Here is a 15,559-nt window from a genome sequence, read left to right on the forward strand (position 1 = left end):
GGTTTCACTCTTGATTGGAGGATAACTTGTCAGACGGCGCCGTCAGCGACGTCTGGAATCGGTTGTGCTGCAGCACCGGCATCTGCGCACGAATATTTTTCAGGCTTGCGGCGTCCACGCGCACCTTCAGTGCCGCCACGGCGTCCGGGTTCTCGGCCAGTACCTTGCCCCAGCCGTCGACGGCCAGCGTGTGGCCCCAGGTGCGACGGGTCGGCCCGTGGCGCCCCACCTGCGCCGGCGCCAGGATCATGCACTGGTTCTCGATCGCTCGGGCACGCAGCAGGATTTCCCAATGCGCCTCGCCGGTTACCCGCGTAAAGGCCGCCGGCACCGAAATCAGTTCGGCGCCCTGCGCCCGCAGCGCCTGGAACAGCGCGGGGAAGCGCAGATCGTAGCATATGGTCATGCCCAAACGCCCGACCGGCGTATCCACCACCGTCAGGTGCTGCCCATGCTGGTAGGTATCCGACTCGCGGTAATGGCCGTGCGCGTCGTTGATGTCCACATCGAACATGTGCAGCTTGTCGTAGCGGGCGCGGATCTCGCCCTGCTCGTCGAACAACAGGCTGCTGGTGGTGATAAGCTCCGGGTTCTCACGGCTGACGAGCGGCATCGAGCCCACCAGCAACCACACGCCATAGCGGCGCGCCAGTTCGCGCACCGCATTCTGCAGCGGGCCATCGCCCTGTTTTTCCGCCTGTTGGCGGTAGGCTGCGGAGTTGGCGAACAGCAGCGCGTTCTCCGGCGTCATGACCAGTTTTACCCCGGCATTGAGCTGCTTAATCTGCTGTTCAATCTGGGCCAGGTTATCGCGCACCTGATCGCCACTGCACAACTGCAACAACGCAACGTTAGCATTCCTCATGACGCCTTATCCTCCTTTGACTTACGCTGTACCTCATTGATCTTCGGCTGGTCGAGATCGCCGCCGATATGGTAGCGAATCAGCGAAATCTTGCTCCACAGCGGCCCCAGCACCTGCGAGGCGGCGAACACCGCCGCGCCGACGATCGGGTTAACGACAAACGCCGTGGCCACGCCGACGGTCGCTGAAATCGCCGGCGCCACCACCGCTTCCATATCGATGCGGCGGCGCGCCAAATCGATCTGGCCGCTCATAGCAATATCCGCCGCCAAGCCATCGATCAATAGATTATCAGTATGCATTATGCCATCTTTCAGCCAGGCGGTACTGCGGATGGAATCAAAGTAGAAGCCTTTGCCGAAGGTATCGCTGAAGTCGAACTGCAGCTTGCGCAGCAAAGCGTCGAAGCTGACCAGCCGCAGCAGCTGACCGGCGCGGCCGCCGCCCATGCTGTCGATCTCGCCCTTGCCCATTTTGACCTGCAACGCGCCGCTCAGCGTATCGACCCGCGGCTGCCACGGCGTGCCATGCCAGTACAGATCGAAATCCACGTCGTAAGGCGCTCCCTTGAGCGGAATGGTGATGCCAAAGAAGGCGGCGGTTTCATCAATCTTGCCGCCGAGCAGCTTGCCTTTCAGCGAGCTGCGCTCTTCCTGCGCGTTTTGTTTCCACAGGCCGGTGGCGGTCATGCGCCCTTGGCCGGTATCGACCAGGCCGTGATCCAGCGTCAGAGTATCGCCCCGATTAGTCAGATCCGCCTCGACCTTGCCGAGGTTCTGCCCCAGCACCCAACACGACTTGCAGCGCAACATCAGCGAAGGCCAGTCGCGGAAGCTGATTTTCTCCGGCGGCGGCGGCGTGCCCGCCGCGCTTTTCGTCTCTGCGAACTGCGGGTTGTAATACAGATAATTGATATCGGCGCGCCACGGCCCGCGATCGGCCACCCGCAGGCTGCCGTCCACTTCGTCGCTCTTGGCGCTCACGAGGGTAGCGCCAAGCTGTTTCTCGGCCGACAGCGTCAGCTTATGCCAGGCCTGGCCGCCCAACAGCAACTGCGGCGTGGTCAGCGCCACGGTGGTGGGGAAGCTGAAACCGCCCACCTGGCCGCTGCCGCCGCCCTGTTTCAGCGCCGGCGCGAGCAGCGCCAGCCACTGCTCACCGTCCAACGCCGGCAGATTCAGCGTCATCGACTTGCCGGCCGGCAGCGGCGGCGTGCCGCCCCCGTTGGTTTGCCAGGCGGCGCGCGCCAGATTCACCTGTTTTTTATCGAAGTTCCATTCACTGTTGAAACGGTTCTGTTTGCCCGCGCTACCGGTCAACATGAAGCCGTTCAAACCGCCTTTGACCTTGACGTTCACCGGCAGCGCCTCTCCTGGCGCCTTGTCCAGCGGCGAAGGTAAGTGACTGCTCACTTTCTTCAAATCCGCGTCGAGACCGATATCGTAGCTGGCCGAACCTTGGTGCGGCAGCGTGATGGCCACCTGGCTCTGCCAGGGCGCGCTGCCGCTGAGCGCATCGGCGGCCTCTTTCGGCAGGCCGGGGAACTTGCCCGGCTGCCAGTCTCCTTTCAGACCAACGTTGACCTTGTAGTCACGCTCGCCTTCCTGCGTAGTGAAGTTGACCGCCACCGGTTGCCCGAACCAGTTGGCCGACAGGGTGTCGCTCTCCAGATTGCCGTTGTTGAAACGGAATTTGCCGCTGAGCTTCTGCAGCTCGCTTTCCAGCGGTTTTATCAGCAACGAATTATTGTTCAGCGCCACTTCACCGGTGGCTTTGACCTGCTCGCCGTCCAGCGGGATATCCAGATGTAAGCGCCCACTGACATCGCCGCCAATTTGCAGCTGCTCCAGTGCCGCCCCCAGCGAATCGTGCAACGGCGTCTGCATAAAGTAGTCATGCACATCGCTGCCCGCGCCTGCGACTTCGGCGTCGATCAGCAATCGCTCTTTCAGGTAATCCGGGATCACCGCGCTGATATTTTTACCCGCCACCTTGCCCAACCGGGTTTGCGGCGCATGCATCCACAGCCCCTCGTTGGCGAAATCGAGATCGATCGCCAAATCGGTCAGCGCCGGCCAGCCCGGTTGGAACTGGAAGGTGGCATGGCGCAGCGGTACGAAGACTTCGAACTGCCCTTCGTTTTTGCGATACGGGAAGTGCTGCGGATCGCCGGAATAAATCAGCGTGGCGTTATCCACCTGGCCGCCCTGAATGGCGCCGCTCAGGTAGTCCACCAGATGCTTGCCCATCAACGGTTCCGGGAAATAGCGCCAGGCGTCGGCGCCGTCATACAGGCGGATGCCCGCCAGGATGTTCAGCCACGGATCGCCCTTGGCCGGCTGCTGATAACGGAAATCGCCGTTGACCCACAGCGACTTCGCCTTGACGTCCAGCCCCTGGCTCGCCAGTTCCCAGCCCTGATCGTTGTAACGCCAGGTCAGCGCGCCACGCGCGCGGCTGACTTCAAGCGGCGCTCGGAACATGTCGCCGTAAGGCAGGGTGCTGTCGGTAAGCCCCAGCGTCAGGCGGCCGTTCTCCACCCCGCCGCTCAACGCCCCGGAGAAGTGGTTAACGCCCGGCAGCAGTTCCCAACGCTGCCAGCTGACATCGCGCCACAGCGCCTGGAAACGGCTCTTTTCCGGCTGCTTGAGCGGAATGTCCAGCGCCAGCGCTTCCAATTGCCCCTGCGGCTGCAGATCGTTCCAGCGGTCGAGCACGTCCGGGCTGAGGAACGAGAAGGTCGGCAACAGCGCCGACAGACGCTCCAGCTGAATATCAGTCGCGCGCACACGCAGTTCTTCATTCTGCGCCGGCCCCATGAATTCGGTGTTTTCCGGCAGCCACAGCGCGGAAAGCCCGCCCTGCGGCCAGGCCTGGCCGTCGGTGCTCAAACGCAGTTGCGGCACGTCGAGCTGCCAACCGGTGCCCTGGCGGCGCAGCGACAGCGCCAGATTATCCACGTCCAGCCGGTGCTGCGCGGCGCCGGTGTCCCAGTTGGCCGCCCCCTGCTTGAGCAACGCATTGCCGCCGGCGATCTGGCCGTTCTGCACCTGCAGCCAGGCCGCCAGGCTGAAGTCGGCGCTTTCCAGCCCGGTGTTGGCGCGCAGCCAGCGGGTAAACCAGGGTTTCATGTCGATGTTATCGGCCTGCAGGTAGACCGTGCCGGTATCCAGCAGGCCCTGATTATCGCGCAGGTCCATGCGCAGCTGCACCACGCCGTGTTGGCCGTTCAGCGTAGACAGACTGATCTGCCCCTCGGCGCGGTGGCGATCGCGGCCGTTGAGCCAGGTCAGCTGGGGAATGTCAAATTCGGCGCGCGCGCCGGCGGGCGTCAGGAACGAGATACGGCTGTCGCGCAAATCGAAATGATCGAGCTGGCGCAGCATCAGATCGCTGATCTTGCCCGGCTCAAGGCCTTCGCCCTGCTGGTCGCCGCCCAGCGTGGCGTTCAAGTCGAGGCGGAATTGGTAGAAGGTCAGATCGCGGAACTGCCAGCGCCAGTGCAGCAGCGACTGCCACACGTCCAACGCCAGCGTCACGCGCTCGATATGCACATCGCTTTTGGGCAGCGTAGCGCTCAGGTTGCGCATTTCAAGCTGCGGGCCGAACGTTTCCCAGCTGCCCTGCACGAAATCCATCCGCACGGGCACGCCGGACAGCTTCTCCACCTGCGCCAGCAGTTGCGGGCGGTAGTCGTTCAGCTTCGGCAGCATCAGGCGCAGCCCGCTGATCAGCAGCGCCACAATCACAATTAGGGTGGCGCCTGTTGCTAACAGAATCCCAGGCAGTCGCCTCACGCAGTTCTCCTTGCTCCGCTGCCTGGCAACGGGAATATCTATGCACTGACGGGCCCGGCGTGCCGGGCCCCTACCGATGTCGGGCGGGCTACATCATGACGACGTCGAACTGCTCCTGGCTGTACAACGGTTCGATCTGCACCTTCACCTGTTTGCCGACGAAAATCTCCACTTCGGCCAGCGCGTGCGACTCTTCGCTCTTCAGCGCTTCGCCGACCGCCGCGGAGGCGTACACCAGGAAGCGATCGGAATCGTAGGCGTGATGCACGCGCACAATTTCGCGCAGGATCTCGTAGCACACGGTTTCCACCGTTTTCACGGTGCCGCGCCCATTGCAAGTAGGACAATCGTGACAGAGCACATGTTCAATGCTTTCACGCGTTCGTTTACGCGTCATTTCAACTAAGCCTAGCTGAGAGAAGCCGTTGATCGTGGTTTTTACCCGATCTTTACTCAACGCCTGCTCCAGCGAGTGCAGCACCCGGCGGCGATGCTCTTCGTTGTTCATATCGATGAAGTCGATAATGATGATGCCGCCCAGGTTGCGCAGCCGCAGCTGGCGGGCAATGGCTTGCGTCGCCTCGATGTTGGTATTGAAGATGGTTTCATCGAGGTTGCGGTGGCCGACGAAGGCGCCGGTGTTGATGTCGACGGTGGTCATCGCCTCGGTCTGATCGATGATCAGATAACCGCCGGACTTCAGCTCCACCTTGCGCTCCAGCGCGCGCTGGATCTCGTTTTCCACATCGTACAGATCGAAAATCGGTTGGCTGCCGGTATACAGCTCCAGCTTGCGGGTGATGTCCGGGATATACTCGCCGGTAAAATCCACCAGCAGATCGTGCGTCAACCGCGAATCGACGCGAATGCGATCCAGCGCCGCGCCGGCGAAGTCGCGCAGGATGCGCTGCGCCAGCGCCAGCTCGCCGTACAGCTTGTATTTGGTCTGGTTGCGCTTCTTGCGCTCCATCACCTTGGTCCACAGGCGTTTGAGGAACGCAGCGTCCTGCGCCAGCTCCTCCTCGCCGATGCCCTCCGCCGCGGTGCGGATGATAAAACCGCCCAGCTCGTCGCAGTGCGGCGCAACGATGGACTTCAGGCGTTCGCGCTCGGCTTCGCTTTCAATGCGCTGCGACACGCCGACGTGCGCCGCGCCCGGCATGAAGACCAGATAGCGCGAAGGCAGCGTAATGTCGGTAGTCAGACGCGCACCCTTGGTGCCGAGCGGATCTTTCACCACCTGCACCATCAGGTCTTGCCCCTGGCGCACCAGCTCGGCGATGTCGCGCACGTGGAAGTTTTTCCGCTCGTCGCCGGCGACGCATTCGGTATGCGGCATGATGTCGGAGGCGTGCAGGAAGGCGGCCTTGTCCAGGCCGATGTCGACGAACGCCGCCTGCATCCCCGGCAGGACGCGGCTGACGCGCCCTTTATAGATATTGCCGACGATGCCGCGTTTGGATTCGCGTTCGATATGAATCTCTTGCAGAATGCCGCCATCGATATAGGCGACCCGCGTTTCAGACGGTGTGATATTAACCAGTAGCTCAGCTGTCATGCCTTCTCCTCAGAGCCGGTCGATAATGGCAGCGCCCATCAACCGGTTCTTACATCACGTAATGCGACAAAATTACTGAGCAGCTCATGTGTTTCGACCAGTGGCAGACCGACCACCGCGTGATAACTCCCGGTTATCGTTCTGACGAAACAACCACCCTTTCCTTGAATGCCGTAGGCGCCCGCTTTATCCATCGGTTCGCCCGTAGCAATATAGTCGCGGATATCCTGTTGCGACAGGCTGCGGAACGTCACGTCGGTCACCACCAGCTGGCAACGCACGTCTTGGCGATCGGCGATCGCCACCGCCGTCATCACCTGATGCTGTTTGCCCGACAGGGCCGCCAGCATCTGTGCCGCATGGGCTTCGTCGCGCGGCTTCTCCAGCACCCGGCCGTTGAGCACCACGATGGTGTCGGCGCCCAGCACCGGCCGATCTTCCTGCGCCAGCGCCACGCCCGCTTTGGCCTTGTCCTGCGCCAGGCGGCGCACATAGGCTTCTGCGGCTTCGCCTTCCCGGCGCTGCTCTTCGGTATGCGTCAACAGGATGTCGAACGATACGCCCAGCAGGGTCAGCAGTTCACGTCGACGTGGGGAGCCGGAGGCCAGATAAAGCGAAGTCATTGAGATACCCTTACTGTACGGCGAACTGACGGCGGATTTTGCGCATCAACAGGAATAACCACGGCCACAAAATGCCGTTTACCACACTACTCCAGAACACCTCTGGGCGGAAAGAGACGTTGATCACTAAAAACTCAGCCCAGAACACCACCACGTCCATCGACAGCGACAGCAGCACGACGATCAGCGCCTGTTGCCACAGCGCCATATTGCGGAACAGTTGGAATTTGAACGCCACCAGGTAGGCGATGATGCCCAGCGCCAGCGCGCGCACGCCCAGCGTGGAGCCGAGGATCAGATCCATGATCAACCCCAGCACGAAACCGGTGCCGACGTTGACGCGGTGCGGCAAGGCCATCACCCAGTAAATGAGGATCAGCACCAGCCACGAAGGCCGGAACATGTAGATCTGTTCCGGCCACGGCATGATTTGCAGCACCAACGCCACCAGGAACGACAGCCAGATGATCCAGCGCCCGTGGCTGCGGTAACTGTTCATTGCACCACTCCCGCCGCGGCAGGCTGGGCTGGAGGCTGGGCAGACGCCGGAGCGACGGTTTGCGGCGCCACGCCGGTGGCCGGCGCCGGCAGCTGCGGCCCGACCGAACCGGCAGGCGGCAACACCTGCGGCATCATCTGCATCAGGCGCTCATTGGCCACGCGGTGAACTTCGTCCGGCGGCAACGGCATGTCGCCGTTGCGATCGGCGCCCCACAGCAGCAGCAGGTAGCGCAAGCGCTGCAGACCGGCGGTCGGCCGTGCCTGAATCACAGTGTAAGCGCGTTGATTGTCGACCTTGACCGAAGAGACTACCGCCACCGGATACCCTTCCGGGAAACGGCCGCCGAGGCCGGAGGTCACCAGCACGTCGCCAACGCGGATATCGGTATTGTTCGGCAGGTGTTCCAGCTGCAGATCGTCGGCGCAGCCGCTGCCTGCGGCGATCACCCGAATATCGTTGCGCAGCACCTGAATCGGCAACGCGTGCGAGGCATCGCAGATCAGCAGCACGCGGCTGGTCACCTTCGCCACCGCCACGACCTGGCCAACTACGCCCTTGTCACTGATCACCGGCTGGCCTTCATAGACGCCGTTATCCGACCCTTTGTCGATAACGACCTGGTCGCTATACGGATCGGAACCGGTGGAGATCACCTGGGTGACCATCTTGTGTTCGTCCTGGCGCAGCGGGGAACCCAGCAGCTCGCGCAAGCGGGCGTTTTCCTGCTTGAATTGGCCAAGAAGAAGAATATCGCTGTTTTTCAGCAGCAGTTCCTGCCGCAGAGCTCGGTTTTCCAGCTCCAGCTGTTGGCGGGTGGCCAGCGTTTCCGACACGCTGTCCAAAACTTTACGCGGCCCGTTGGCCAGAAAATAGAAAGGGCTGACTGCGGTGTCCATGTAGTTACGTATCTTCACGAACGTGCCGAGCCGGCTGTCGGCAACGATCAGGCCAATGGCCGCGATCACCGCCAAAAAAAGTCGCAGTTGCAGGGAAGGCCCCCTGCTAAAAATCGGCTTCATAAATTATGCGAGTTCCTCGACAACAGAAAGAGGAACCGTACCCGATTTTCGCTGTGCGCATTCATCCGATACGATTCCTCCTTCCAGGGGCTGACTATTCTTCGCTGAACAAATCGCCGCCGTGCATGTCGATCATTTCCAACGCCTTGCCGCCGCCGCGCGCCACGCAGGTCAGCGGATCTTCCGCCACCACGACCGGGATGCCGGTTTCTTCCATCAGCAGGCGATCGAGGTTGCGCAGCAACGCGCCGCCGCCGGTCAAGACCATGCCGCGTTCGGAAATGTCGGAGGCCAATTCTGGCGGGCACTGCTCCAGCGCAACCATCACCGCGCTGACGATGCCGGTCAGCGGCTCTTGCAGGGCTTCGAGGATTTCATTGGAGTTCAGGGTAAAGCCGCGCGGTACGCCTTCAGCCAGGTTACGGCCGCGCACTTCGATTTCGCGCACTTCGTCGCCCGGATAGGCAGAACCGATTTCGTGCTTGATGCGCTCTGCGGTGGCTTCGCCGATCAGCGAGCCATAGTTGCGGCGCACATAATTGATGATGGCTTCATCGAAACGGTCACCGCCGATGCGCACGGAAGAGGAGTACACCACGCCGTTCAGCGAGATCACCGCCACTTCAGTGGTACCGCCACCGATATCCACCACCATGGAGCCGGTCGCTTCGGAAACCGGCAAACCTGCACCGATCGCCGCCGCCATCGGCTCTTCAATCAGGAACACTTCACGCGCGCCGGCCCCTTGGGCGGACTCGCGGATAGCGCGGCGTTCAACCTGGGTTGCGCCGACCGGCACACAGACCAGCACGCGCGGGCTTGGGCGCATAAAGCTGTTGCTGTGAACCTGTTTGATAAAGTGCTGCAGCATTTTTTCGGTCACGAAGAAGTCGGCGATCACGCCGTCTTTCATCGGGCGAATAGCCGCGATGTTGCCGGGGGTGCGGCCCAGCATCTGTTTGGCGTCATGACCGACGGCCGCTACGCTCTTTGGGGAGCCGGCACGATCCTGGCGAATGGCAACCACCGAAGGTTCATTCAGTACGATGCCTTGCCCTTTAACATAAATCAGGGTATTGGCGGTACCCAAGTCGATGGACAAGTCGTTGGAAAACATGCCACGAAATTTCTTAAACATAACGAAAGGATAATCCTGCAAGCTGGGGGCGGAAAATAAAATCCGCCTACTTTACCAACCACACGAAGCAGCGACAAGGCGCAAAAACGTTCTACTTCGGTGAAAAATAGTCTGTATTGTTTCTGCTCGAATGCACGGAAATTGGATGAGGCCTGAATTCCCTGAACAAAGGCTCAGTTTACCACCCTGTCAACGCACGAAACGGCGTAACACAGCTCATAAAATCTAACATATTCCCTGATTGCCGCCGGTGGTAAGCACCTACCAACGTCAACCAGATAAAGGCAGACAAGAGCCTATCTCAAATAGGCGTTGTTGTCGCAGGCAGTTTGGAAAAAACTCCAAAAAGACGGTAACGAGGCCCAGATGGATCCGGTCCTCATTCTACGTCAATTTTTGTCCGTCAATCAGCTTAAACACGATAACGACGTGAATATTTTTTACGCCCCACGTCGATCGGTTCCGGCGACGCGAAAAAGTCGCCCTGCCCGCCATGGATCCCACGCTCTTTCAGCGTCTGCCATTCGTTGCGCGTACGTACGCTGGCAGCGAACACCTGAGCGCGCGTGCCCGCGCAGGCGCCGGTCAGGCTCTGCACGAACAGCTGATTTTCGTCCCGCTTATCGATACTCCGCACCAACCCCGGGTGGAGCTTGACGATCTCCACCTGCAACGACTTGATATAGGACGTACTGACCACGGTTAACCCCGCTTTGGACACCGCCAGGCGGCAACCCAGCCCTGACAGCAACCTCAGCACCGGACGCAAACGGTCGATATGTTGACACACATCTGCCTCCGCAAGTTCAATCAGAATTCGTCGACGCTGACTTTTTTCGCACTGCAACAGCGTATCGCGCAGCCAGCGTTGGAAAGAGCGCTGCAAAATCGAGTCCACGCACAGCGGGAACGCCAGCGTTTCTTCAGGCCACTGCGCCAGCAACGGGATGATGCGGCTCACCTGTTGGCGATCGTAACTCTCCGCCAACCCCAATTGCTCCACCAGCGGCATATATTCCGCCGGCAGCAATTCCTGGGCGCCGTCATAAATTCGGCTCATGATCTCACGGTGGTGCACCTCGCCTTCCACGGTCACCGCCGGTTTCTGATACAGCCGCGGGCCGCCGCGCGCCAGCACCTGTTCCAGCAGCGTGCGCCACTTGACGCTGCCGCGCCCCTTTTCCGGCACCTGGCTGTCGTACACGTACCAACCGTTTTCGCCCTGCAGCGTGGCGTGCCGCGTCGCCTGCTCCGCGTAATCGATCACCTGCTCCGTGGTCTGGCCGCTGCGGTACGCCACGATGCCGATGTGCAGGAAGGCCTCACGGTCGATCATCGCCGTGGAAGGCAAGGCATCGATGGCGTTGACCAGCTGTGAGGCGATGCCGTCGGCCTCCTTCAGCGTGCGATGCGGCAGCAAGACGGTAAAATCGCTGTGAAAATAGCGCGCCAGCAGCGCCGACGGATAGCGCATCACGAAGGTAGACAGCAGATTGACCAGCGAATACATCAGCTCCTGCACCGCTACGCTGCCGTGCGTGTCGCGCAGGGTCTCGAAATCGGGCAGCCGCACCATCATCACGATGCCGTGCGAGCCTTCCTCTTCCAGCTGAGTGGTCAATTGGTTATCGAAGAACAGGCGATTGTTCAGCCCGGTTTTGGCGTCCTGCGCGGCGAAGGCGCGGATCAGCGTATCGACCCGGCTGCGCTCCTCCCGGGCTTCCGCCAGATCGGCCAGCAGGCGGTCGAGCGCCCCGCTGACGTTGGCCGGCCATTCGCGCACGTCGCCCTGCATGACGTTTTCGCGCTCGCCGTTCAGAATGCGCCGCGCGCGGCGCTCCAGACGATCCTCGCCGTCGGCCTGTTCACGCAGCCAGCGCAGGCTGAACAGCAAAATCACCACCATAACGACGATCGACAGCGTGACGGCGGCCGTGGATTGCAACGTGCGCACATCGCTGGCGAAGGGATCGAGGTAGGTGATTTGCAGCGTACTGCCCGGGTGCTGCAACAGCGGGCGCGAGACCTGACGATAGCCGTTCAGCGCATCCCAGGGCTCTTTTTTCGCCGTCGGCAATTTATAGTCGAGGAGCTTGCTGGCGCCGGCCTCTACGCGGATCGACACAATGCCGAGCGGGCGCATGACAATCGGCAACCATTTCTCCTGATCGCGCGGCGACTCGCGCAACATGGCTTGATCGAGAGACGTGACCAGCGAATCAAAGCGACGCTCCTGGCGATCCTGGGTAACGTAAAAGAAGCTGTATGAGCATCCCATCAGCATCAAAAACATCGCCAGCGCGACCAACAGAGTGATCAATGCAGAGAGTTTGGTGGTAAATCGCATCCCTGTGCCTTGTCCGCTATGGTTAAGTGAGTGTTCACCCTTTAGCTAAAAGGGGCCGTCCAACCCTAACAAGCCTTGCTGAGGAATTAAACCTGCAAGCGCCGTTTTTGTCCTTTATCAGGACTTGGGCCGCTTATTATGCATATAGTCAAATAAATGTGATTCAGCCATTGATAGAAAAGTGTAAACGAGAGGAAGAGTGACATGCGTGCACTGTTATTGGAACAACAAGACGACCAAACTCTGGCTCATATCAAAGATATCGGCAGCGATCGGTTGCCGGAAGGCGATGTTACCGTCGACATCAACTGGTCCAGCCTGAACTACAAGGATGCGCTGGCGATCACCGGGAAAGGCAAGATCGTGCGTCATTTCCCGATGGTGCCGGGCATCGACTTCGCCGGCACCGTGCGCCACAGCGGTGACGCTCGCTTTAAAGAGGGGCAAAGCGTGGTGCTCACCGGCTGGGGCGTGGGTGAACACCACTGGGGCGGCCTGGCCGAGCAGGCTCGCGTCTCCGGCGAGTGGCTGGTGCCGCTGCCGAACGGCCTGGATGAGCGCAAGGCGATGATCATCGGCACCGCCGGCTTTACCGCCATGCTGTGCGTGATGGCGCTGGAGGAAGGCGGGGTACACCCGGACGACGGCGATATCCTGGTTACCGGCGCCAGCGGCGGCGTGGGCAGCACCGCCATCGCCCTGCTGGCGGCGCTGGGGTACCGGGTGACCGCCATCAGCGGCCGCGACAGCAATACCGACTACCTGAAAGCGCTCGGCGCCAAAGAGGTGATGTCGCGCGATGGCTATATCGACACGCCGCGTCCGCTGGAGAAACAGCTGTGGGCCGGCGCGGTGGACACCGTCGGCGACAAACTGCTGGCCCGGGTGCTGGCGCAGATGAACTATAACGGCACCGTCGCCGCCTGCGGCCTGGCCGGCGGTTATCAGTTGCCGACCACCGTGATGCCGTTCATTCTGCGCAATGTGCGCCTGCAAGGGGTGGATTCGGTGCATACGCCGCTGCATCGCCGCCAAACCGCCTGGGAACGGCTGGCCGGCATCCTGCCGGACAGTTTCTATCAGCAGGCCACGCACGAAATCACCCTCGAACAGGCGCCGGCCACCGCCGCCGCGCTGCTGAACAACCAAATCACCGGCCGCACTCTGGTGAAAATCCGCTGACGGACTCCCCCCGGCGACGGGGGGCTCACCGGCGTCTGCGAAATTTCATATTTTCCCGCGTCCCCTCGCTTCCGGCCGGCTTTAGCGCCATGCTTATTTCATGGAGCCCCGTTAACCGCTCGCGGGCGGCGGGCATCAGTCGCGGAGAACATAAGCATGAACAAACACCCCAAATTGACCGAGGCCGACGTCACGCCGGAGAGCGTATTCCACCAGCGGCGCAAAGTGCTGCAGGCGCTCGGCATCACCGCCGCCACGCTGGCGCTGCCTACCGGCGCACAGGCGAACCTGCTGTCGTGGTTCAAAGGCAACGATCGTCCCAAGGCGCCGCCGGGCAAAGCGCTGGAATTCAGCAAACCGGCCGCCTGGCAGGCGCAGCTGGCGATGACGCCGGAAGACAAGGTCACCGGCTACAACAACTTCTATGAGTTCGGCCTCGACAAGGCCGATCCGGCCGCCAACGCCGGCGGGCTGAAGACCGAAGGCTGGAAAGTGCGCATCGACGGCGAAGTGGCGAAGCCGATAACGCTGGATATCGACGATCTGATGAAGCGTTTCCCGCTGGAGCAGCGCATTTATCGCATGCGCTGCGTCGAGGCCTGGTCGATGGTGGTGCCATGGATCGGTTTCGAGCTGGGCAAGCTTCTCAAGCTGGCCGAGCCGAACGGCAACGCGCGCTACGTGGCCTTCCAGACGCTGTACGATCCGGAACAGATGCCCGGCCAGAAAGATCGCTTTATCGGCGGCGGCCTGAAATATCCCTACGTCGAAGGGCTGCGGCTGGACGAGGCGATGCATCCGCTGGCGCTGCTGACCGTCGGCGTGTACGGCAAAACCCTGCCGCCGCAAAACGGCGCGCCGCTGCGGTTGATTACGCCGTGGAAATACGGCTTCAAAGGCATCAAGTCGATCGTGCATATCCGTTTGGTGCGCGATCAGCCGCCGACCACCTGGAACCAATCTGCGCCGAACGAGTACGGTTTTTACGCCAACGTGAATCCGCACGTCGATCATCCGCGCTGGTCGCAGGCCACCGAGCGTTTTATCGGCGCCGGCGGCATACTCGACGTCAAACGCCAACCGACCCTGCTGTTTAACGGCTATGCCGATCAGGTGGCGTCGCTGTATCGCGGCATGGACCTGCGGGAGAATTTCTAAGTGCGCCTGACGCCTGTTCATATCAAATGGCTGAAAGCCGCCCTGCATCTGGCGGCGTTTTTGCCCTTTCTCTGGCTGGTGTTGGCGGTGGATCAGGGCTGGTTCAGCGCCGATCCGTCCAAGGACATTCAGCATTTTACCGGCAGGATGACGCTGAAACTGCTGCTGGCCACGCTGGCTATCGCCCCGCTGGCGCGCTACGCCCGGCAACCGCTGCTGATCCGCTGCCGCCGCCTGGTCGGGCTGTGGTGCTTTGCCTGGGGCACGTTGCACCTGATAAGCTACTCTACGCTGGAACTGGGGCTGAGCAATCTCGGCCTGCTGGGCAGCGAGCTGGTGAACCGCCCGTATCTGACGCTCGGCATCCTCACCTGGTTGATCCTGCTGGCGCTGGCGGCCACCTCGACGCTGTGGGCGATGCGCAAACTGGGCGCCAAATGGCAAACGTTGCACAACTTCGTCTATCTGGCGGCGATCCTCGCGCCCATCCACTATCTGTGGTCGGTCAAAACGTTTTCACCCCAGCCGTTCATTTACGCGCTGTTGGCGGTGGCGCTGTTAGGCCTGCGTTACAAGAAATTCCGCGCCTGGTGGCGCTGAATCGCGCGGCGGCGCGTGGGATTGCCGCTGAAAAACGCGCGCCGCCGGCGGGAACTTTTTTTGTGTTCCAGCGCTCATATTCCTGTCACGGCTCCCCGAGTTCGTCGATTTGGGGTTGAATATCTTCGCTGATAAGACCAGTATTTAGCTGCGAATTGCTACGATATCGTTATAATGCCCGACCTTGTTTCTGTTCTCAGGGTGAATTTGCCCCTTAACAGGTGACAAATCGGTAACATCGGGTTATTTTCTACGATGATGGTTTTATTGCCGGAGATACCAGCACAATGGCGGATAAGTTTCACATTTTGCTTCTGAACGGCCCCAATCTCAATCTGCTGGGGACGCGTGAGCCGGAGAAGTACGGCAGCACGACGCTGACAGAGATTGTTAACGGATTGGAAAACCAGGCATCCGCATTGGATATTACCCTGAGCCATCTGCAGTCCAACGCCGAGCATCAGCTGATCGATCGCATCCATCAGGCGCGCGGCAATACCGATTTCATTCTGATAAATCCGGCGGCGTTCACGCATACCAGCGTGGCGCTGCGCGATGCGTTGCTGGCGGTGCAGATCCCGTTCATCGAGATCCACCTGTCCAACGTGCACGCCCGCGAACCTTTCCGCCATCACTCTTATCTCTCAGACGTAGCGGTAGGCGTGATTTGCGGCCTCGGCGCGGATGGCTACGCTTTCGCTTTACAGGCAGCGGTTAACCGTCTGTCGAAAACCCACTAATTGCTCCACAAAAAGAGTACGGAATCACAC

General features: G+C 60.9%; 12 protein-coding genes. 4 read left to right on the forward strand and 8 right to left on the reverse strand.

The window, feature by feature from the left end; genetic code table 11:
* Positions 1-4: 4 nt before the first annotated feature.
* From nit1 to csrD, 8 genes are all read right to left on the reverse strand, one after another.
* Positions 5-865, reverse strand: coding sequence for a deaminated glutathione amidase (nit1, locus tag ACJ8J1_RS18215; protein WP_033644455.1), 861 nt, complete (start codon positions 863-865; stop codon positions 5-7).
* The gene (gene yhdP, locus ACJ8J1_RS18220; RefSeq protein WP_033644454.1) at positions 862-4,662 is read right to left on the reverse strand and encodes an AsmA2 domain-containing protein YhdP; all 3,801 of its coding nucleotides are present in this window, start codon (positions 4,660-4,662) and stop codon (positions 862-864) included. Before yhdP ends, nit1 begins: the two co-directional genes overlap by 4 nt.
* An 88-nt stretch (positions 4,663-4,750) precedes the next feature.
* Positions 4,751-6,220 carry a ribonuclease G gene (rng, locus tag ACJ8J1_RS18225; protein ID WP_033644453.1) on the reverse strand — a complete coding sequence of 490 codons (1,470 nt, stop codon included), beginning with the start codon at positions 6,218-6,220 and terminating at the stop codon, positions 4,751-4,753.
* Positions 6,221-6,258: 38 nt separating this feature from the next.
* A complete protein-coding gene (locus ACJ8J1_RS18230) occupies positions 6,259-6,843 on the reverse strand; it encodes a Maf family protein (protein ID WP_033644452.1) in 585 nt (194 codons plus the stop codon).
* A gap of 10 nt (positions 6,844-6,853) precedes the next feature.
* Entirely contained in the window at positions 6,854-7,342 is a 489-nt protein-coding gene (gene mreD / locus ACJ8J1_RS18235; protein ID WP_004936918.1) for a rod shape-determining protein MreD, read from the reverse strand.
* Complete coding sequence (gene mreC, locus ACJ8J1_RS18240) at positions 7,339-8,364, reverse strand: rod shape-determining protein MreC (protein WP_033644451.1); 1,026 nt, start codon at positions 8,362-8,364, stop codon at positions 7,339-7,341. The genes mreD and mreC overlap by 4 nt, the downstream gene beginning before the upstream one ends.
* 94 nt (positions 8,365-8,458) lie before the next feature.
* The gene (gene mreB, locus ACJ8J1_RS18245) at positions 8,459-9,502 is read right to left on the reverse strand and encodes a rod shape-determining protein MreB (RefSeq protein WP_003855260.1); all 1,044 of its coding nucleotides are present in this window, start codon (positions 9,500-9,502) and stop codon (positions 8,459-8,461) included.
* Positions 9,503-9,914: 412 nt separating this feature from the next.
* Positions 9,915-11,849 (reverse strand): RNase E specificity factor CsrD, encoded by a 1,935-nt coding sequence (csrD, locus tag ACJ8J1_RS18250; protein ID WP_033644450.1) that lies wholly within the window; start codon positions 11,847-11,849, stop codon positions 9,915-9,917.
* 204 nt (positions 11,850-12,053) lie between these two features.
* Here csrD and acuI point away from each other — a divergent pair, with 204 nt between their 5' ends.
* The 4 genes from acuI (at position 12,054) to aroQ (ending at position 15,529) form a co-directional block, all read left to right on the forward strand.
* Positions 12,054-13,031: an acrylyl-CoA reductase (NADPH) gene (gene acuI, locus ACJ8J1_RS18255; protein WP_033644448.1), complete on the forward strand. Its 978-nt coding sequence runs from the start codon at positions 12,054-12,056 to the stop codon at positions 13,029-13,031.
* Between the two features lie 156 nt (positions 13,032-13,187).
* Positions 13,188-14,189: a protein-methionine-sulfoxide reductase catalytic subunit MsrP gene (msrP, locus tag ACJ8J1_RS18260; RefSeq protein ID WP_033644446.1), complete on the forward strand. Its 1,002-nt coding sequence runs from the start codon at positions 13,188-13,190 to the stop codon at positions 14,187-14,189.
* On the forward strand, positions 14,190-14,789 hold the full coding sequence (msrQ, locus tag ACJ8J1_RS18265) for a protein-methionine-sulfoxide reductase heme-binding subunit MsrQ (RefSeq protein ID WP_016930241.1): 600 nt from the start codon (positions 14,190-14,192) through the stop codon (positions 14,787-14,789). It abuts the gene before it with no gap.
* A 287-nt stretch (positions 14,790-15,076) separates the two neighbouring features.
* Positions 15,077-15,529 carry a type II 3-dehydroquinate dehydratase gene (gene aroQ / locus ACJ8J1_RS18270; protein ID WP_004936891.1) on the forward strand — a complete coding sequence of 151 codons (453 nt, stop codon included), beginning with the start codon at positions 15,077-15,079 and terminating at the stop codon, positions 15,527-15,529.
* Positions 15,530-15,559 lie beyond the last annotated feature (30 nt).

This window comes from Serratia sp. CY37869 (assembly GCF_052168895.1).
Classification (GTDB): domain Bacteria; phylum Pseudomonadota; class Gammaproteobacteria; order Enterobacterales; family Enterobacteriaceae; genus Serratia; species Serratia ureilytica.